The 17,416-nt window shown below is 63.9% G+C and carries 20 protein-coding genes and 1 pseudogene; 10 read left to right on the top strand and 11 right to left on the bottom strand.

The genetic code is table 11. From position 1 onward, the window contains the following. Window positions 1–13 precede the first annotated feature (13 nt). The gene (locus tag NKH49_RS13130; protein WP_031211357.1) at window positions 14–508 is read left to right on the top strand and encodes a MaoC family dehydratase; all 495 of its coding nucleotides are present in this window, start codon (window positions 14–16) and stop codon (window positions 506–508) included. Between the two features lie 41 nt (window positions 509–549). Here NKH49_RS13130 and NKH49_RS13125 read toward each other — a convergent pair whose 3' ends face one another. Continuing rightward, window positions 550–1,251 (bottom strand): hypothetical protein, encoded by a 702-nt coding sequence (locus NKH49_RS13125; RefSeq protein ID WP_352469493.1) that lies wholly within the window; start codon window positions 1,249–1,251, stop codon window positions 550–552. A 189-nt stretch (window positions 1,252–1,440) separates the two neighbouring features. Here NKH49_RS13125 and NKH49_RS13120 point away from each other — a divergent pair, with 189 nt between their 5' ends. Beyond that, the gene (locus NKH49_RS13120; RefSeq protein WP_352469491.1) at window positions 1,441–2,082 is read left to right on the top strand and encodes a TetR/AcrR family transcriptional regulator; all 642 of its coding nucleotides are present in this window, start codon (window positions 1,441–1,443) and stop codon (window positions 2,080–2,082) included. A gap of 177 nt (window positions 2,083–2,259) precedes the next feature. Continuing rightward, complete coding sequence (locus NKH49_RS13115) at window positions 2,260–2,499, top strand: DUF680 domain-containing protein (RefSeq protein WP_352612953.1); 240 nt, start codon at window positions 2,260–2,262, stop codon at window positions 2,497–2,499. A gap of 101 nt (window positions 2,500–2,600) precedes the next feature. Here NKH49_RS13115 and NKH49_RS13110 read toward each other — a convergent pair whose 3' ends face one another. From NKH49_RS13110 to NKH49_RS13085, 6 genes are read right to left on the bottom strand one after another with little or no spacing between them, the layout of a single operon-like run. Beyond that, the gene (locus NKH49_RS13110; RefSeq protein ID WP_352539383.1) at window positions 2,601–2,825 is read right to left on the bottom strand and encodes a hypothetical protein; all 225 of its coding nucleotides are present in this window, start codon (window positions 2,823–2,825) and stop codon (window positions 2,601–2,603) included. Window positions 2,826–2,878: 53 nt separating this feature from the next. Continuing rightward, window positions 2,879–3,475 (bottom strand): sarcosine oxidase subunit gamma, encoded by a 597-nt coding sequence (locus NKH49_RS13105; protein WP_352612955.1) that lies wholly within the window; start codon window positions 3,473–3,475, stop codon window positions 2,879–2,881. Next, on the bottom strand, window positions 3,468–6,461 hold the full coding sequence (locus NKH49_RS13100) for a sarcosine oxidase subunit alpha (protein WP_352926277.1): 2,994 nt from the start codon (window positions 6,459–6,461) through the stop codon (window positions 3,468–3,470). The genes NKH49_RS13105 and NKH49_RS13100 overlap by 8 nt, the downstream gene beginning before the upstream one ends. Continuing rightward, window positions 6,458–6,754 carry a sarcosine oxidase subunit delta gene (locus NKH49_RS13095; protein WP_023675338.1) on the bottom strand — a complete coding sequence of 99 codons (297 nt, stop codon included), beginning with the start codon at window positions 6,752–6,754 and terminating at the stop codon, window positions 6,458–6,460. Before NKH49_RS13095 ends, NKH49_RS13100 begins: the two co-directional genes overlap by 4 nt. An 8-nt stretch (window positions 6,755–6,762) precedes the next feature. Continuing rightward, complete coding sequence (locus NKH49_RS13090) at window positions 6,763–7,185, bottom strand: hypothetical protein (RefSeq protein WP_352612959.1); 423 nt, start codon at window positions 7,183–7,185, stop codon at window positions 6,763–6,765. After that, on the bottom strand, window positions 7,185–8,438 hold the full coding sequence (locus NKH49_RS13085; RefSeq protein WP_352469485.1) for a sarcosine oxidase subunit beta: 1,254 nt from the start codon (window positions 8,436–8,438) through the stop codon (window positions 7,185–7,187). The genes NKH49_RS13090 and NKH49_RS13085 overlap by 1 nt, the downstream gene beginning before the upstream one ends. Before the next feature lie 205 nt (window positions 8,439–8,643). On the opposite strand from NKH49_RS13085, the gene NKH49_RS13080 reads away from it, so the two are divergent. Beyond that, a complete protein-coding gene (locus NKH49_RS13080; RefSeq protein WP_352926275.1) occupies window positions 8,644–9,012 on the top strand; it encodes a YrdB family protein in 369 nt (122 codons plus the stop codon). Window positions 9,013–9,059: 47 nt separating this feature from the next. Here the strand turns inward: NKH49_RS13080 and NKH49_RS13075 are convergent, their stop codons facing one another. Further along, the gene (locus tag NKH49_RS13075) at window positions 9,060–9,800 is read right to left on the bottom strand and encodes a hypothetical protein (RefSeq protein ID WP_352612963.1); all 741 of its coding nucleotides are present in this window, start codon (window positions 9,798–9,800) and stop codon (window positions 9,060–9,062) included. Window positions 9,801–9,995: 195 nt separating this feature from the next. On the opposite strand from NKH49_RS13075, the gene NKH49_RS13070 reads away from it, so the two are divergent. Both NKH49_RS13070 and NKH49_RS13065 read left to right on the top strand, forming a co-directional pair. Further along, the gene (locus NKH49_RS13070; RefSeq protein ID WP_352469483.1) at window positions 9,996–10,754 is read left to right on the top strand and encodes an SDR family oxidoreductase; all 759 of its coding nucleotides are present in this window, start codon (window positions 9,996–9,998) and stop codon (window positions 10,752–10,754) included. 128 nt (window positions 10,755–10,882) lie between these two features. Further along, on the top strand, window positions 10,883–11,269 hold the full coding sequence (locus NKH49_RS13065) for an SET domain-containing protein (protein WP_352454023.1): 387 nt from the start codon (window positions 10,883–10,885) through the stop codon (window positions 11,267–11,269). 135 nt (window positions 11,270–11,404) lie between these two features. Here the strand turns inward: NKH49_RS13065 and NKH49_RS13060 are convergent, their stop codons facing one another. Beyond that, the gene (locus NKH49_RS13060; protein ID WP_352448268.1) at window positions 11,405–11,695 is read right to left on the bottom strand and encodes an addiction module antidote protein; all 291 of its coding nucleotides are present in this window, start codon (window positions 11,693–11,695) and stop codon (window positions 11,405–11,407) included. A 1-nt stretch (window position 11,696) separates the two neighbouring features. Beyond that, the gene (locus NKH49_RS13055) at window positions 11,697–11,984 is read right to left on the bottom strand and encodes a type II toxin-antitoxin system RelE/ParE family toxin (protein WP_352448269.1); all 288 of its coding nucleotides are present in this window, start codon (window positions 11,982–11,984) and stop codon (window positions 11,697–11,699) included. 207 nt (window positions 11,985–12,191) lie between these two features. On the opposite strand from NKH49_RS13055, the gene rpsU reads away from it, so the two are divergent. The 4 genes and pseudogenes from rpsU (at window position 12,192) to NKH49_RS13035 (ending at window position 15,949) form a co-directional block, all read left to right on the top strand. After that, the gene (gene rpsU, locus NKH49_RS13050; RefSeq protein WP_023675331.1) at window positions 12,192–12,464 is read left to right on the top strand and encodes a 30S ribosomal protein S21; all 273 of its coding nucleotides are present in this window, start codon (window positions 12,192–12,194) and stop codon (window positions 12,462–12,464) included. A 161-nt stretch (window positions 12,465–12,625) separates the two neighbouring features. After that, window positions 12,626–13,471 carry a tetratricopeptide repeat protein gene (locus NKH49_RS13045; RefSeq protein WP_352469482.1) on the top strand — a complete coding sequence of 282 codons (846 nt, stop codon included), beginning with the start codon at window positions 12,626–12,628 and terminating at the stop codon, window positions 13,469–13,471. Window positions 13,472–13,607: 136 nt separating this feature from the next. Then, window positions 13,608–14,081, top strand: coding sequence for a DUF992 domain-containing protein (locus NKH49_RS13040; protein WP_352469481.1), 474 nt, complete (start codon window positions 13,608–13,610; stop codon window positions 14,079–14,081). A 410-nt stretch (window positions 14,082–14,491) separates the two neighbouring features. Beyond that, a pseudogene (locus NKH49_RS13035) lies at window positions 14,492–15,949 on the top strand (MFS transporter). On the opposite strand, the gene coaBC reads toward NKH49_RS13035, so the two are convergent. Next, entirely contained in the window at window positions 15,946–17,403 is a 1,458-nt protein-coding gene (coaBC, locus tag NKH49_RS13030; protein WP_352539390.1) for a bifunctional phosphopantothenoylcysteine decarboxylase/phosphopantothenate--cysteine ligase CoaBC, read from the bottom strand. The pseudogene NKH49_RS13035 and the gene coaBC overlap by 4 nt on opposite strands. Window positions 17,404–17,416 lie beyond the last annotated feature (13 nt).

Genomic DNA, 17,416 nt, shown 5'->3' with positions numbered 1-17,416 from the left:
GCCGGGGGTGAAGATGGAGGACATCAGCGTGGAACCGATCAGTCTCGATGTGCTTCTGGCCAACGTCGGCAAGGAAGTCGGCGTGTCGCCATGGCGGGTCGTCACCCAGCGCATGATCGACCAGTTCGCCGATGCCACCGACGACCATCAGTTCATCCATTGCGATCCGGAACGTGCCAGCCGCGAAACGCCGTTCGGCGGCACCATCGCGCATGGCTTCCTGTCGCTTTCGCTGTTGTCGGCGATGACCTTCGAAACCATGCCGCCGCTGGAAAACAGCAAAATGGGCGTCAATCACGGCTTCGATTCGCTGCGCTTCCTGGCGCCGGTGAAGACCGGCTCGCGCATCCGCACCCGTTTCGTGCTGGCCGACGTCAAGGTCAGGCCGTCGGGGTGGGTGCAGACGGCGCACGACGTGACGATCGAGATCGAGGGCTCGAAAAAACCGGCGCTGACCGCGCGCTGGCTGACGCTGACGCTGATCGAACGCCAGCCGGAAGCGGTCTGACTCTCGTCGGGCGGAGAAGCCCAAATCTATCTGTGCCAAATCTATTTGGCTTCGGCCGCGACGTACTTCATGTGACGGCTGACCTGCAGCGCAATGTAGACGACCAGTGAACAACCGATTGGGAACACGATCTCGTTGAGGCCGGTTGCGATCGCCTGTGGCATTGCGAGAGCAGCGTCGTTCGCCGCGGCCGTCTCGATGGTCAGCACCGTGATGCCGCCGCCGAATACCGCGCCTATCAGGGCGCCTGCCAGCGCGAAATGGAGCGGACGCGGTTCTTCCTTCGATGCCAGCGACGCCAGTGCCCAGCCGAGCAGCCCGTATTCGATCGCCCGCAGCACACCGAGCGTCGTGAGCGACAGGATGGCCGGCTTTGCCGCCGCGTCCAGCGCGCTGACCATAACCTTTTGCGTCCCTTTGGCGATGCCCATCGCCAGTGGCGCCGAAATCGCACCGATCAGGCCACCGAGCGAGGCTCGCACCTTGGTGAGCGCCGTGCCGAGGCTGACGCCCGCGCAGACGAAGAACGACCAGGTCACGCCTTGCGCCAGTTCGATCAGAACCTGCGTCGTCGCCGGGTAGGCACCTGCCGCAAATCTGACGGTCAGAATGAGAGCTTCCATGGCGAAGCCGAGCGCGATCGCCAGCCATGCGACCATGACGACGCGCCTGAGCGCCATCCTGGCGCGATGAGAAAGCGGGTCCACGTCCGGCACGCCGGACGAAAGCTCAGTTCCGGTCATAACGGCCTCCCGAAACGAAATTTTTGCAGAGCCGCGAATTAGTCTTTGTCTGTAACAGTCCGATGTTGCCGGCTTTATTGCCTGGTTACATCGTTTTGTGAGGTCAAGCCTCTGCTTCACACCGCCCTTGCCCGACGCCGTACAGCGTATATATGCTGCATCCAGCATCAGTCATAAGGCAGTAGAAAGTTGCAGCTAAGCGTCCAGGAGCGCCGCGAAAAACAAAAGGCCGAACTGCGTTCCGAACTTGTCGACGCCGCGCACAAGCTTGTCCAGGAAGAAGGCTATGACGGCCTCACCATCCGCAAGCTCGCCAAGCGCGTCGGCTATGCGCCGATGTCGGTCTATTCCTATTTCGCCGACAAGCAGGACATCCTGTTCGCGCTGGCCGAGGATGCCTTCGAGACCCTGGCCAGGCGCATCGCAAATCATACGGCCGACGACCCGATCGAGGCGCTCAAGGCGGTGCTTGTCGAATACGCCGCCTTCGGGCTGGAAAATCCCAACGAGTACCGCACCGTCTTCATGACCGAAAAAGTCAAGCCGCCGACCGGCAAGACCTTTGCCGAGATGGAAGGCGGCAACCCGGCGATGAAAGTGCTGATCGAGAGGGTCGAAGCCTGCGTTGCCGCCGGCAGGCTCAAAGGCGATCCACGCGCCATCGCCACCATGCTGTGGGCGGTCGGCCACGGCGCCATCTCGCTGCTGATCACCTTCCCGTTCTACCCGTTCGGCGACCAGACGACGTTCATCACACGGATCGGCGACATCATGCTCGAAGCCATCGCCGCGCACGAGATTGCGCCGCTCACGCCGCCCGTCAACTGCTGAAGAGCGGCGCTCCTCCCGATCTGCAGGATCTTCTCCGAACGATCCGCGCCACAGCGCCGAGCGTTCGGCAATTCTCCGTACGCGTATGATTCTGCTTGAACATCGGGAGTCCAGGGCGTATCTGTACGCAATACCGTACAAGTACGAGAAATTCAATAGCTGAACCGGAGACCGACGATGAAGAAGGCAATCCTCACGCTCGCCGCCCTGCTGGCGCTCTCTAGCGCCGCATTTGCCGGCAGCAGTCAGACAGGCAAGCAAGAAGCGGCCTGCATCGACACCAAGGCTGATGTGAAGCTCGATTGCGCGCCGACCGGATCGCTTGAAAACGCCGATGCCGCGGCCCACAAGGCCGGCAGCAAGGGCCCGAGGCTCGGCATCGGCATCGACCCGTGGATCGTGCCAAGCAGCTTCTGAGCCGACGGGCGACAACACGCGGTGATGAACCGAAAGGGCGGCAGCAATTACCGGCCGCCCATCGTGCTGCCTCAGCCCTGCTTTTTGTCACCCCGCGCAGATCACTTCTTGCGCTTCTGTCCCACCACCCTTTTGGGCTTGCCGGGTCTTGCCGGTGCGCCGGGAATGGCCGTTCCGGTGATCGATACCGGATCGCTGGCCGGGAATGTATCCTCGAGGCCTTCCTCGAGTTCCTCTTCGATATCCGTCCCAGTGCGCTGCTCGTCTTCGAAAGAGCGCACGGCCGGCGTCTTGACCGGCGACTTCGGCGCGGAGTTCGGCGGCATTTGCGTTCTCCCTCGGCTCGCTGTCGCAGAACGGGCGGGCGCGGCGAACATGCCTATGCTGCCGCGTCGCGCGCCGCCTCCGACAGAAAAGTAAAGACATAATCGGAAAAGGAACGCCAGCATTCGACGCGGAACGCGTCGGCCGCCGTGCGCAACAGCACGATTTCGACCTTGCCGAGAATGGTACGCGACGCCGCCCCGACCGGAAAGACGTCGAGCGACAGATCCTGCGGGCAGCCGGCATTGATCGTCGCCGCGGCAGCCGGACCGGTAACCGATATGGCGACGTTGCGGTGCGAGATGCCGACCGCCGAATGCAGTACGGAAATGCTGGCGCAGTCGGCGAGCGGATCTTTTCCGCTCTCGTCGATGACCAGCCATTCGTCCGGCCCGAGCCACAAGGCCGTGCGTCCGGCCTTTGCCGCCGAGGTTTTCGGCCTTTGCGGCAGGACGACGCCGAGCGCTTTCGAAAGTGCCGCAATCGAGGCTTCCGGCGCGCGCAGCGATATGCGCTCGGCCGGCGGCAGCACGGCAAGTGTAACGCCGGCGGCGGAAAGCGACTGGCCGGCGAGAGCTGGACGGCGTTCGACTGAGGGTCCGGCGGCGTCGGTTTTCAAAGCGGCTTTAGCCTTCAAAGCGGCTTTAGCCATTGAGGCGCTCCCCCTTCTCGTCGAAGAACACCATGCCGGTGACCTCCACCTCGATCATCCCGTCCGGCATCGGCACATAGAGCGTCTCGCCCGTGCGATCGCGGCCGCCGGCGACCAGCCCCAGCGCGATCGAGCGGCCGCAATTTTGCGACCAATAGCTCGAGGTGACATGGCCAATCATCTTCATCGGGATTGCCTGCTTCGGGTCCGCGACGATCTGCGCGCCCTCCTCCAGCACCACCTTGGGATCCCTGGTCTTCAGGCCGACAAGCTGCTTGCGGCCCTTGGCGACCAGGTCCGGCCGCGCCATGCCGCGAATGCCGACGAAATCGGTCTTCTTCTTGCCGACGGCCCAGTCGAGCCCGGCATCGTTCGGCGTCACCGTCCCGTCGGTATCCTGGCCGACGATGATGTAGCCCTTTTCGGCGCGCAGCACATGCATCGACTCGGTGCCGTAGGCACAGGCTCCGTGCTTCTGGCCCTCGGCCCATAGCGCTTCCCAGACCGCCTCGCCATAATCGGCCGGCACGTTGACCTCGAAGCCGCGCTCACCGCTGAACGACATGCGAAACAGCCTTGTCGGCACGCCGCAGATCCTGCCTTCGCGCACCGACATATGCGGCAGCGCCTCGTCTGACATGTCGATGCCCTCGACCAGCGGCGCGATGATCTCGCGAGACTTCGGTCCCTGTACGGCAATGACCGCCCATTGCTCGGTGATCGAGGTCAGCCAGACGTTGAGGTGCGGGAACTCCGTCTGGAGATAGTCCTCCATATGGTTCATGACGCGCGGCGCGCCGCCGGTCGTCGTCGTCACATGGAAACGGTCGGGTGCAAGCCTGCCGACGACACCGTCGTCATAGATGAAGCCGTCCTCGCGCAGCATGATGCCGTAACGGCAGCGGCCGGGCTCGAGCTTCTCCCATGGATTGGTGTAGAGCAGTTCCATGAATTTGGCCGCATCCGGCCCGACCACCTCGATCTTGCCCAGCGTCGAGGCGTCAAACAGGCCGGCCGTCTTGCGCACCGTGACGCATTCGCGGTCGACGGCGGCATGTATGTCCTCGCCCGGCTTCGGGAAATACCAGGCGCGCTTCCATTGGCCGACATCCTCGAATACAGCGCCCTGGCGCTCGGCCCAGGGATGGATCGCCGTCTTGCGGGTCGGGTCGAACAGGGGACCCCGCGCGTGGCCGACGATCGAGCCGAATGTCACCGGCGTATAGGGCGCCCGGAACGTCGTCAGCCCGACCTGCGGGATCGGCTTGCCCAGCGTCTCGGCGGCAATCGCCAGGCCGTGCATGTTGGAGGTCTTGCCCTGGTCGGTCGCCATGCCATTGGTGGTGAAGCGCTTGACGTGCTCGATCGAGCGCATGCCCTCATGCACTGCCTGGCGGATGTCCTTAGCGGTGACGTCGTTCTGGAAGTCGACAAAGGCCTTGACCGTCGTATCCGATCCGGCACCGGGTGCTGCACCCAGCATGCCGCGCGACCAGCTCTCGCCGGCGTCGACCTTCGGCTTGGTGCCCTTGGCCGGCCTGCTGCCGGCGTCCTTGGCCGCCTTGGCGCCCGCTGCATAGGCCTCGTCGATCGTCGCCGACAGCCCGTCGGTACCGTTGCAGGCGCCGACCGAGACGCAGTCCTGCGCATAGATTCCGGGCACGAAGCGCTTGGTCTCGTCATTGAAGGCGACCTTGCCGCGCGATTGCGAGAACAGATGCACCGATGGCGTCCAGCCGGCCGACATCAGAATCGCGTCAACCGGGATGGTGCGCTCGCCGCCGCCATTCTTCGGCTGCACAGTCATCGACGACACCCGCAATTTGCCGCCGGCGCGGATCACCGCGCGGCCGAAATTGACCTCGATGCCGAGCGCCCTCGCCTCGTCGATCGCCGGCCCGGTCGGGTTGTCGCGCAGGTCGACGATCGCCGCTACGTTGATGCCGGCCTTTTTCAGGTCGATCGCCGCCGCATAGGCGGAATCGTTCGCCGTATAGACGCCGACATTCCTGCCGACGGCGACGCCATAATGGTTGAGATAGGTGCGCGCCGCCGACGCCAGCATGATGCCCGGCCGGTCGTTGTCGGCAAACACCATGTGGCGCTCGATGGCGCCGGTCGCCAGCACCACGCGTTTGGCGCGAACCTGCCACAGCCGCTCGCGCGGAAGGTCGCGGCCGGGGTTCTGCAGATGGTCGCTGACGCGCTCGACCAGCCCGACGAAATTCTGCGCGTAATAGCCGAAGGCCGTGGTACGCGTCAGCACGCGGACATTGTCCATCGCGCTCAACTTGGCGAGAGCCGATTGCGCCCAGGAAAAACCGTCCTGGCCTTCGATCTTCGCGCCGCTCTCGAAGCGCAGGTTGCCGCCGAATTCCGCCTGCTCGTCGGCAAGGATGACGCGCGCGCCGGTCTCGGCCGCGGCCAATGCCGCGGCGATGCCCGCGGCACCGCCGCCAAGCACCAGCACCTCGCAATGGGCGAAGCGCGCCGAATACTGGTCGGGATCCGGCTGGTCAGGAGCGACGCCAAGACCGGCGGCGGCGCGGATCTTGGGTTCGTAGAGGTTTTTCCACGCAGCCTTCGGCCACATGAAGGTCTTGTAGTAGAAGCCGGCCGAAAGCATCGGCGAGGCAATACTGCTGACCGCACCGACGTCGAAAGCGAGCGACGGCCATCGGTTCTGCGACTGTGCGGTCAATCCGTCATAGAGCTCCTGCACCGTGGCACGCACGTTCGGCGTCTTGCGTGCCGCGTCGCGCTTGATCTCGACCAGCGCGTTCGGCTCTTCGGCGCCGGCCGACAGAAAACCGCGCGGCCGGTGGTACTTGAACGAGCGGCCGACGAGATGGACGCCGTTTGCAAGCAGCGCCGAGGCCAACGTATCGCCCTCGATGCCGGTATAGGGGCGGCCGTCGAAGCTGAAGCCAGCTATCTTTGCCTGTTTGAGCCGCCCGGCGCCGGCAATGCGGAACGTGGCGCTCATTTGGCGGCTCCCGGCAGCTTTACGGGCTTCGGCTCGCCGGCCTTGTAGGTCATCAGGAACCTGTCGCTGACGGTGTCGCGCACGGCGTTGAAGAACCGCGCGCAGCCATGCATGTGCCGCCAGCGCTCATAGATGATCCCCTTGGGGTTTGAGCGGATGAAGAAGAACTTTTCAAAATCGTCGTCGCTCTCGCTGGCGATGTTTGGGGAACGCGCGATATGCGCCTCGCCGGCGTTGCGGAATTCGAGCTCCGGACGCTCTTCCTCGCAATAGGGGCAGCGGATGAGAAGCATGGTTGGTCCTACAGTTCGCCGTGGCCGACGCGAGCGCCGGCAGGTTGGTCGCAAAGCCTCTGGCCCATCGTCACGAAGGGCGCGACCAGCCGGATGCGCTCCTCGATGCTGGCTACCGGGCGGAAAAGGTCGCGATACGCCATATTGCCGACCGAAAGCGTCATCGGTTCGGTCGTCACGATGACGTAGCGCCGCTCGAATTTTTCGCCCTCCTCGAGATCGGCTGGCCGGTTCTCCATAAAGGTGACCACTCTCTGACCGGCGCTCCAGGCGCAGGCGAGTACACCCTCGTCGACGGAAAACGGCCAATCTGCTTCATTGCCGGCGCGGCTGATGGGCTGCAGGCGCACCTCCTCTGGCGTGGGGATATGGAACGGGCCTTGCTCGCCGGCGAGCATCAGCGGCATGGCGACGGCCATCTCGGTCATCATCAGTGCGCCACCGCTGCCGCCGCCGCCTCGTCGATGAGGCGGCCGGTGCGGAAGCGCTCGATGGTGAAGGGCGCGTTGATCGGGTGCGGATCGTCTCTGGCGATCGTATGGGCAAAGACATGGCCCGAACCCGGCGTCGCCTTGAAGCCGCCTGTGCCCCAGCCGCAATTGACATAGAGGCCGGGCACCGGCGTCTTGGCCAGGATCGGCGAACGGTCCGGCGTCACATCGACGATGCCGCCCCATGAGCGCAGCATCTTCATGCGCGTGAAGATCGGGAACATCTCGCAGATGGCGTCCAGCGTATGCTGCAAAATGTGCAGCCCGCCGGTCTGCGAATAGGAGACATATTGGTCGGTGCCGGCGCCGATGACCAGTTCGCCCTTGTCGGACTGCGAGATATAGGCATGCACGGTGTTCGACATCACCACGCAAGGCACCACCGGCTTGACCGGCTCCGACACCAGCGCCTGCAGCGGATAGCTTTCCAGCGGCATGCGCACGCCAGCCATGTTCATGATCACCGATGAGTGCCCGGCGGCAACCACGCCGACCTTCCTGGCACCGATGAAGCCGCGCGTCGTCTCGACACCGGTGACCGCGCCGTTCGGCGCCCGTTTGACGCCGGTGACCTCGCAATTCTGGATGATGTGGACGCCGCGCGCCGAGGCGCCGCGCGCATAGCCCCAGGCGACGGCATCGTGCCGCGCCGTGCCGCCGCGGCGCTGCAGGGAGGCGCCCATCACCGGATAGCGCGCATTGCGCGAAATGTTGAGCGGCGGGCAGAATTCCTTGGCCTGCTCCGGCGTCAGCCATTCATTGTCGATGCCGTTCAGCCGGTTGGCATGGACGTGCCGCTTCAGGACCTGGATGTCATGGATGTTATGGGCGAGCATCATGACGCCGCGCGGCGAATACATGACGTTGTAGTTGAGCTCCTGGCTGAGCCCGTCCCACAGCTTCAGCGCATGATCGTAGATGCCGGCGCTCTCGTCGTAGAGATAGTTCGAGCGGATGATGGTGGTGTTGCGCCCGGTATTGCCGCCGCCCAGCCAGCCTTTTTCCAATACCGCGACGTTGGTGATGCCGTGCACGGTGGCGAGATAATAGGCGGTGGCCAGGCCGTGGCCGCCGGCGCCGACGATGATGACGTCGTACTCCTTCTTCGGCTCCGGCGAGGACCATTGTTCCTCCCAGCCCTTGTGACCGCGCATGGCCTCGCGGGCGATGGCGAATACCGAGTATTTCTTCAACGTCGCAGGCCTCGCAAATGACGGCCGGGCATCCACTCGAACCCCGGCGCGCGAGCTTGTATCACTAGCGAAGCCGTGCTGCCAGCCTTGCACTGTTTGCGACGGCGCTTGCCGTTTTGCGCCGTGGTGAAAAAGCCGCATCCGGCAGGTTGATGCAATTGCCTTCCACCGCTATCCGTCGCCTGACGATCGGAGGATTATGGCGGTGGGTAACGTCTGGTGGAATCTGACATTGCGCTTCTTGCTGGAGCTCGCCGCTTTGCTCGGCCTCGGCATGGCGGGCTGGAGCCTCTCAGCGGGCATGTGGCGCTGGATCCTTGCCATGTCATTGCCGTTCGTTGCCGCCGCGCTCTGGGGAATCTTCGCGGTGCCGAACGATCCGAGCCGGTCGGGGCGGGCGCCGGTTCCGGTGCCGGGCGGTGTGCGGCTGGTGCTCGAGCTCGTCATCCTGTTCGGCGGCGCTGCCGGATTCCACCTGGCCGGTTACACGACAGCCGGCATTGCCGTCGCCCTGCTGATCGCCGTCAGCTACGCATTTTCGCTCGATCGGCTCGGCTGGCTGCTCAGGCAATAGTCGCCTTGCACCGTTTGCGACGGCGCTTGCCGTTTTGCGCCGTGCTTTCACTGATCGCTGTTCTGAGCTTCGCCTTTTGACGGGTCAGCCGGAGCACGCTTCAGGATGCACGGCCCGATTGCATAGATCGGCCGCAAATAACCCTCACGGCAATCGGCGGCGATTTTACGAATTTCCGCATCGTCTGACTGCTCCACCATGGCCACGAAGCGCTCGACGATCACCTGGCGCGGCCTAATAGCCACTGCCGCAGCAAAGCGCCTCAACACGGCATCCGGATGCGCGAGCAACCGTGGCAGGTCCTTGGCGCTCGGCATGTTATATTGACCATAAGCATTGACCAGTGTCTTGAAAGCCGAGTCCGGACGCAGGGTAGCGGCATTTTCCACCGCAAGCCTTAGCTGCCAGCGCTCCGCAAGGCAGATGAACTGGACGACCCTCCACCGCACACCGGCATGTTCGTCATCCAGCCGCAGCATGAGGCGACCGAGAACGGCTCCATCGGCCGGCGTCGTGCATCCCAGAAGCGCCTCGATCGCGTCGAACCGGATACCCGAAGATTCACTGTCGAGCAGATCGGCGATCTCCGCGACGACGCAATTCATCTTGTAACTCATTTTGGAATTGGCTTCGGCCACCAAGTACGCGGCAGCGGCCTGTGTATGAAGGTTGCCGGACGTCAGCAGCGGCCGGAGGTTTTCAAGGGGAAAGCCTTTGCCAAATTCCGATTGAAGGGCGATCGTCAACTCGCTGTCGCCCTCGAAGCCGGGGGCCAACAACTTGATCATTATGTCTTGGGGGGTCATTGGAATGGGTGGCGCGTCCACCCGCGAGTTTTGGATGATGATCCGTAACTTGGTGGCCAACGGACGTCAAGGAGCGCTGTTGAAAACAGCGCAAGTATCGGGTGGTCCGCACCGCCCCGATTTGCGACCAAGCATCCAATTGCCGGCCAGAACCGGCGCGAAAAAAGGATGCAGAAAATGTTCACACTCACCAACAAAGTCGCCATCGTCACCGGCGCCAGTTCCGGCATCGGCCGCGCCACGGCAAAGCTCTTTGCCGAGGAAGGCGCCAGGCTCGTCGTCGCCGCCCGCCGCCAGGCGGAACTCGATGCGCTGGTTGCCGAAATCGAAGACGCCGACGGCACGGCTATCGCTCTTGCCGGCGATGTCCGTGACGAGGCCTACGCGAAAGTCCTGGTCGACCTGGCGGTCGAGAAATTCGGCGGGCTCGACATCGCCTTCAACAATGCCGGCTCCGTCGGCAGGATGGGGCCGGTTTCTGAGCTGTCGCTGGAGGGCTGGCGCGAGACACTCGATACCAATCTGACCAGCGCCTTTCTCGGCGCGAAATACCAGGTGCCGGCGATGGTCGAACGCGGCGGCGGCTCGTTGATCTTCACCTCAACCTTCGTCGGCTACACGGTCGGCATGCCCGGCATGACCAGCTATGCCGCGAGCAAGGCCGGACTGATCGGATTGACGCAGGTGCTGGCCGCCGAATTTGGCGCCAAGGGCGTCCGGGTCAACGCGCTGCTGCCGGGCGGCACCGACACGCCTTCGGCGACATTCAACACACCTGAATCGCGGGCGTTCGTCGAAAACCTGCATGCCTTGAAGCGCGTCGCCGAGCCAGAGGAGATCGCCCGCTCGGCGCTTTACCTGGCTTCCGATGCATCGAGCTTCACCACCGGCACGGCACTGTTCGCCGACGGCGGTGTCTCGATCACCCGCACGTGAAGCGTTTCGCGGTTGGCGTCGGCCCGCCAGCCGCAATGTCGGCCGCCAGCCGCAATGCCGGAAAAACCGGTCTTGCTTTTCCCGGCGATTTGACGATTCCGTCTTCTCCTCGAAAACGGGTTGGAAACATGCTGCTGATCAGGACCTATATCGCTGCAAGCGCAATCGAAGGCGTCGGCGTGTTCGCCGCCGAGCCGATCCGGAAAGGGGCGCAAATCTGGCGGCTCGATCCGGACTTCGACCGGCTGATCCCGATGGAAAGATACGAGACGGCGCCGCCGCACCTCAAGGAATTGCTCGACAGATATGCCTATCCCAGTCCGGACCGGCCGGGCTTCATGGTGTATGAGGTCGACAATGGCCGCTTCATGAACCACGCCGACAAGCCGAACACCGACTTTTCGCAATATGGCGGGGCCACCGCGACCCGCGACATCGCCGCCGGCGAGGAAATAACCTGCGACTACGGCGAGTTCTTCGAGGGTTTCGAGCAGCTCCACCTGGCCACGGCGTAGCGGCGCCTATCTGGCCCAAGGCGAATTTTGTTCTTGCTTTGTGCCGGCAGCTATGCTATTAATTTCTCTACGGTGCTGATTCACACCAGCGACCCGCCGCCGAGGCGGGTTTTTTCGTTTCGGGATTCGGCGGCCTCAGGCTTCGGTCTTTTCGGCGGTGAGTTTCACCCCTAAGGCCTTCACCACGCCAAGCAATGTCGAGAGGCGCGGGTCGCCATCGGGGCTCAGTGCCTTGTACAGGGCCTCCCGGGTGACGCCGGCATCTTTCGCCACCTTGGACATGCCACGCGCGCGGGCAACTATGCCGAGAGCATTCGCGATATAGCCGGTATCGCCCGTGGCAAAGGCGTCGGCAAGAAGTTCGGCCTGGGCCTCCGCGCGGCCGAGATGTTCGGCAGGATCAAAAGGCAAGGTCTCGTGGGGCATTTCAGATCTCCTTGGCCATTTCAATGGCCTTCCTGATATCGCGCTTCTGCGAGGACTTGTCGCCGCCGCAGAGCAGGATAACGAGCGCGCTGCCGCGCTTGACGAAGTACAGTCGGTAACCGGGACCGTAGTCTATCCGAAGCTCGCCGATGCCATCGAAGAACTTCACGTCTCCCATCAGTCCGGACTGGATACGTGCCACGCGGATCGCAATCCGCTCGGCCGCCCGCATATCGTTTAGACCCTTGAGCCAGTCCCGGAACTCGGCGGTTTGCTCAACGATGGTCACTCGTGAACTATAGTTCACAGATTGAAAAAATCAAGCCGCCATGTGGGACTGTCGTGCCCGCCCGGACGGCACCGCCTCTCAATCGGCTGTGGACAGAGCCCCTTGATTCTGCTATCAGCCGCCCCAATTCGTGGTGTAACGCGCCGCGGAGGCTTGCGGCTATGGCCGCTTGCCTGTTGATTTCAAACCCGAAAGACAGGATTGCACGTGCAGGTACTCGTCCGCGACAACAATGTTGATCAGGCGCTTCGCGCGCTCAAGAAAAAGATGCAGCGCGAAGGCATCTTCCGCGAAATGAAGATGCGCGGACATTACGAAAAGCCCTCCGAGAAGCGCGCCCGTGAAAAGGCGGAAGCCGTGCGCCGTGCCCGCAAGCTGGCCCGCAAGCGCGCCCAGCGCGAAGGCCTGCTGCCGATGACGCCGCGTCCGGTCGCGGCCGGTGCTGCCGGTGCCGGTGCTCCGCGTCCGCCGCGGTTCTGACGTCAATTTTTCGTCCTTTTCCAAGGATATCCAAGGTGGCGCGATGCGGAATCGCCGCCACCTTTTTGTTGTGAGTTCGACCCGGTCCGAGAGGACCGGTTGGGAGAGATGCCGGTTCGGAGGGGGAACGGACCAGACGGCGCAGTAAGGACAGGGCAGACATGGACGCAATCACCGTAGAGCGCAGAACCGCGTGGCGCGGCCTCGCCCTGACGGCAGCCCTGCTTTCCGGGATGGCGCTTGCCAGCTGCCAGAGTGTTCCGACCGGCGAGTTCAACAACATCGACAAGGCGCAAGGCTCGAGCGAGAACATCTCCTCGCTGTCGGCGGTGATCCAGCGCAACCCCCAGGATCCGGAAGCCTACAATGTGCGCGGCTCGGCCTATGGCCGCGGCGGCCAGTACCAGGCGGCGCTGAAGGACTTCAACACCGCCATCCAGCTCAATCCGAATTTTTACCAGGCCTATTCGAACCGTGCGCTCATCCAGCGCTTCCTCGGCGATCAGGCGAGCGCGCTCGCCGACTACAATCGCTCGATCCAGATCAATTCCAACTATGACGCCGCCTATATCGGCCGCGGCAATCTCTACCGCAGGGCGGGCCGGGTCCAGGAAGCCTTCAACGATTTCCAGAAAGCCATCCAGCTCGACACGACCGATGCGCGCGCCTATCACAATCGCGGCCTGATCTACCAGAGTCAGGGCCAGCACGCCTTTGCCATCGAGGATTTCTCGACCGCCATTTCGTTGGCGCCGGACGCCTCCGAGCCTTACAACGGGCGCGGCCTCTCCTACCTTGCCATGAACGACGAGGACAATGCCTTCGCCGACTTCAACATGGCGATCAAGCTCGACGGCAAGAATGCTGAGGCCTGGTCCAACCAGGCGTTGATCTACGAGCGGCGCGGCGACAAGGTCAGGGCCGCGAAATCCTACCGCGAGGCCGTGCACCTCAATCCGACCTACCAGCCGGCCAAGGACGGCCTGGCCCGCACCAGTGCCGGCTGAGCGGCCGGTTAATCGGGCCTCCGTTTCCGCACTCCGACAACCCTGCGTTTAGCTTCGCCTTGCTGGCGCCAAGTTTTCGGCGGAACGCTCGGCGTGCTCAGCCGTTTGTACAAGGCAATTTCGAAAGGACCCTGCCATGATCAAGAAACTCGCTTGTGCCGCTGTTCTCGCCACGACCGTCGTTGCCGCTCCCGCCAGCGCCAGCAAACTCCAGCTCGGCGTGCTCGACTGCACCATCGACGGCGGCACGGCCTATCTCGTCACTTCCAACAAGGGTGTTTCCTGTGTCTTTCGTCCGCATCGTGGCGGCCCCTCTGAAGTCTATACCGGTGTGATTTCCAAGCTCGGCGTCGATGTCGGCCGGACGCATCAGGGCCAGCTGGTATGGGCGGTTCTGGCGGCGACCCGCAACCACGATGAAGGCGACCTTGCCGGCAGCTACTATGGCGTGAACGCCGAGGCCAGCGTGGTCACCGGTGGCGGCGCCAATCTCCTGGTCGGCGGCCTCGACAGCGCCTTTTCGCTGCAGCCGCTCAGTGTCCAGGCACAGACCGGCGTCAACCTGGCGGTCGCCGTCACCTCGCTCGACCTGATCCACTCGTTCAAATAACGGCGCAGCATGGCTCCCGAGCGGCGGGGAGCGTAGGTGTCGGCCTGCGAATAGCTGCCGAAGGCTCATAGATTCCGGCAGGCCCACTCCGCAGAGGACGGGCCGCCCTGATGTTCAAAGTTGGGGCGCTCGAAGATCACGGCATGGCAACTGTGTTCATGCCGTTACCGTGACCGAAGATTGCGGCGATCCAATATTGCTTGTCTTCGGTCTGACCAGAATCTCAACGCCTCGTGATCGTCCCCCATCGCACAATTTTGAAATCCGCCACGTCAACGGCGATCAAGACCGCTTGATCTCAACTACGGTTGAGGTTCTAGAAGTCCTCCCATACTGCGGCATGTACTCATTTGGACGTGAAGAACGCTCCAATACTTCAGACCAGCGTCTGAGAAAGCCTGGGGGACCGGATGACCAAGACAAGCACAAACAGGGTCGACTGGCGCGCGCTGTGGGCGAGCGGCGACCTGGCGCGCTTCTGCTTCATCAGCCTCGGCATCCTGCTGCACGCCACCAACGAAACCATGGTGGCAACGGTCATGCCGGCCATGGTCGGCGAACTCGCCGGCGTGCAACTGGTCGGCTGGTCGCTGGCGATCTACGAGCTCGGCGCCATCGTTGCCGGTGCGGCCGCCGGACGGCTGGTGAGCTATGTCGCGCTGCGCACCAACATGATGGTCGCCGCAATGCTCTATGCCGCCGGCGCGCTGGTCTGCGCCACCGCGCCTTCGATGCCGCTGTTCCTCTGCGGCCGCCTGATCGAAGGGCTCGGTGGCGGCGCGCTGGTGTCGCTGGCCTTCGTCTCGGTCGAGCGGCTGTTTGCCCGCGCGATCTGGCCGCAGCTTTTCGGCGTCATGTCGGCGATCTGGGGCGTCGCCGCCTTCAGCGGCCCCGTGCTCGGCGCGGTCATGACCGAATTGCTGTCCTGGCGCTAGGCCTTCGGCGTCTTCACCCTCGGCGGCACGGCGATGGCGCTGGCAAGCTTCATCGTGCTCGATACACCTGAAGCGACAAGGCCGCAGGCGACGGGCGGCTCGGCGCCGCCCTTTCCCTTTGCGGCGCTTGGCTGCCTCGCCGTCAGCGTCGTGCTGATTGCCACCGCCGGCGTCGACATCGCCCTGCTGCGCTCGTCGCTGCTGCTCACCCTCGGCCTGATCGGCCTGGCGCTGTTTATCTATATCGACGCACTGAAGCCGCGCTCGCGCCTGTTCCCGTCGCGGCTGTTCTCGTGGCGCTCGCCGGTCGGCGCGGGCATGACCATGGTCGCGGCGTTTTCGGTGGCGACCTGCTCCTTTACCGTCTACGGTCCGCTGCTTCTGACCAGCCTGCACGGCATTCCGATCCTGACCACCGGCTACATCATCGCCGCCGAATCGATCGCCTGGTCGATCCTGTCGATCCTCGTCGCCAATGCGCCGCCGGAACGCGAGCGGCTGATCATCGTCGGCGGGGCGCTGATGATCGCCACGGGCGTCGCCGGTTTCGCCTATACGGTGCCGGCCGGCTCTATCCCGTTGATCCTGCTTTGTGCCTTGCTGCAAGGCGGCGGTTTCGGCATCGCCTGGCCGTTCGTCACGCGTGTCATCGTGGCATCGGCCAAGGAAGGCGAGCAGACGATCGCCTCGGCCGCTGTGCCGACCATGCAGCGCATCGGTTATGCCGTGGGGGCGGCACTGACCGGCATCGTCGCCAACGCCAGCGGCTTTTCCGAAGGCCTGAACCGTGAGGCCGCGGCAAGTGTCGCCGCCTGGCTGTTCCTGGCGTTTATCCCGCTCGGAATCCTGGGATGCCTTGCCGCCTTGCGGATTTCGGGGGCGACCGACACGAAGCCGGCGAAGCTGTCAATCTCCGTGGGGGAGATTGACTAGACAACGACCGTCTTCATCCGGTCGGCGATCAGCGCCGCGAGCCGCGTCGCCACCTCGTCCTTGCTCATCTCCGGCCATTCCTCGACGCCGGCCTTCGAGACGATCCGCACCTTGTTGCGGTCGCCGCCCATCACGCCCGGGGAACCATCTTCATGCGAGACATCATTGGCAACGATAAGATCGGCACCCTTTTTTGCAAGCTTGGCCTCGGCGTTCCTGACCAGGTCCTGCGTCTCCGCGGCGAAACCGACCACCAGCATCGGCCGCTTTTTGTGATGCCCGACACCGGCGAGAATATCGGGATTTTCCACCATCTGCAGCGCCGGTGGCCCCTCGCCCGCCACCTTCTTGATCTTCTCCCCGGCCGAATTTTGAGTGCGCCAGTCGGCGACAGCCGCGACGAACACTGCCGCGTCGGCCGGCAGCAGCTGCTCGACGGCGTCCTTCATCTCGACGGCCGTTTCGACGTGCAGCGTGGCGACGCCGGCCGGATCGGCAATGCCGACCGGGCCGGAGACGAGACGCACGTCGGCACCGAGCCTGGCCAGCGCCACCGCGATGGCGTGGCCCTGCTTGCCCGACGACCGGTTGGCGATGTAGCGGACCGGGTCGATCGGTTCATGCGTCGGCCCGGAGGTGACGATGATCTTCCTGCCCGCCAGCGGCTTTGGCCGGCTGTCGAGCAGCGCCTCGATCGCGGCGACGATCTCCAGCGGCTCGGCCATCCGGCCCTCGCCCACCTCGTTGCTCTCGGCCATCTCGCCCTTCGCCGGGCCGACGAATGCGACGCCGTCCTTGCTCAGCGTCGCACGGTTGCGGCGGACCGCCGGATGCGCCCACATTTTCGGGTTCATCGCCGGCGCCACCAAAACTCGCTTGTCGGTGGCGATGAGCACGGTCGAGGCAAGGTCGTTGGCATGGCCATTGGCGAGCTTTGCCATCAGGTCGGCGGTGGCCGGCGCCACGACCAAAAGGTCGGCCTCGCGCGACAGCCTGATATGGCCGATGTCGTGCTCGTCCTGCCGGTCGAACAATTCGGTGAAGACGTGGTCGGCCGACAGCGCCCCCGCCGACAGCGTAGTGACGAACTCCTGCGCCGCCGCGGTCATCACCACCCGCACTGCCGCACCGCGCTCGCGCAGCCGGCGGATCAGGTCGAGTGCCTTGTAGGCGGCGATGCCGCCGCCGATGATCAGCAGGATGCGCTTGCCGGAGAGGATGCCTCGCGGGCTGGAGACGGCGACCACCGGCGCTGCTGGACTCTGCGAACTCGTCAGTTCGCGCAGTGTTTTCTCGATCTGGTCGATGCGACCGGCCGAACCGAACTGACCTTCGACCGCTGCGCGGATCATCACCCGCGCCTGGTCTTCCATCGACCGGCCATTCTCCGCCGCCAGTCGGCGCAGCAGGTCCTTGACCTCGTCATCAAGGTTGCGGATCGTGATGCTGGCCATCTGATTGCACCTT

This window comes from Mesorhizobium sp. M1088 (assembly GCF_040318575.1).
Lineage (GTDB): Bacteria > Pseudomonadota > Alphaproteobacteria > Rhizobiales > Rhizobiaceae > Mesorhizobium.
This window is presented reverse-complemented; position numbering and strand designations above follow the sequence as displayed.

Bases quoted from the DNA above. Each gene is read 5' to 3' on its own strand.
- NKH49_RS13130 (WP_031211357.1), top strand. From the start codon at position 14: ATGGAGGACATCAGCGTGGAACCGATCAGTCTCGATGTGCTTCTGGCC.
- NKH49_RS13105 (WP_352612955.1), bottom strand. From the start codon at position 3,475: ATGGCTAAAGCCGCTTTGAAGGCTAAAGCCGCTTTGAAAACCGACGCC.
- NKH49_RS13125 (WP_352469493.1), bottom strand. From the start codon at position 1,251: ATGACCGGAACTGAGCTTTCGTCCGGCGTGCCGGACGTGGACCCGCTT.
- NKH49_RS13100 (WP_352926277.1), bottom strand. From the start codon at position 6,461: ATGAGCGCCACGTTCCGCATTGCCGGCGCCGGGCGGCTCAAACAGGCA.
- NKH49_RS13070 (WP_352469483.1), top strand. From the start codon at position 9,996: ATGTTCACACTCACCAACAAAGTCGCCATCGTCACCGGCGCCAGTTCC.
- coaBC (WP_352539390.1), bottom strand. From the start codon at position 17,403: ATGGCCAGCATCACGATCCGCAACCTTGATGACGAGGTCAAGGACCTG.
- NKH49_RS13090 (WP_352612959.1), bottom strand. From the start codon at position 7,185: ATGATGACCGAGATGGCCGTCGCCATGCCGCTGATGCTCGCCGGCGAG.
- NKH49_RS13110 (WP_352539383.1), bottom strand. From the start codon at position 2,825: ATGCCGCCGAACTCCGCGCCGAAGTCGCCGGTCAAGACGCCGGCCGTG.
- NKH49_RS13045 (WP_352469482.1), top strand. From the start codon at position 12,626: ATGGACGCAATCACCGTAGAGCGCAGAACCGCGTGGCGCGGCCTCGCC.
- NKH49_RS13075 (WP_352612963.1), bottom strand. From the start codon at position 9,800: ATGATCAAGTTGTTGGCCCCCGGCTTCGAGGGCGACAGCGAGTTGACG.
- NKH49_RS13040 (WP_352469481.1), top strand. From the start codon at position 13,608: ATGATCAAGAAACTCGCTTGTGCCGCTGTTCTCGCCACGACCGTCGTT.
- NKH49_RS13060 (WP_352448268.1), bottom strand. From the start codon at position 11,695: ATGCCCCACGAGACCTTGCCTTTTGATCCTGCCGAACATCTCGGCCGC.
- NKH49_RS13065 (WP_352454023.1), top strand. From the start codon at position 10,883: ATGCTGCTGATCAGGACCTATATCGCTGCAAGCGCAATCGAAGGCGTC.
- NKH49_RS13115 (WP_352612953.1), top strand. From the start codon at position 2,260: ATGAAGAAGGCAATCCTCACGCTCGCCGCCCTGCTGGCGCTCTCTAGC.
- NKH49_RS13095 (WP_023675338.1), bottom strand. From the start codon at position 6,754: ATGCTTCTCATCCGCTGCCCCTATTGCGAGGAAGAGCGTCCGGAGCTC.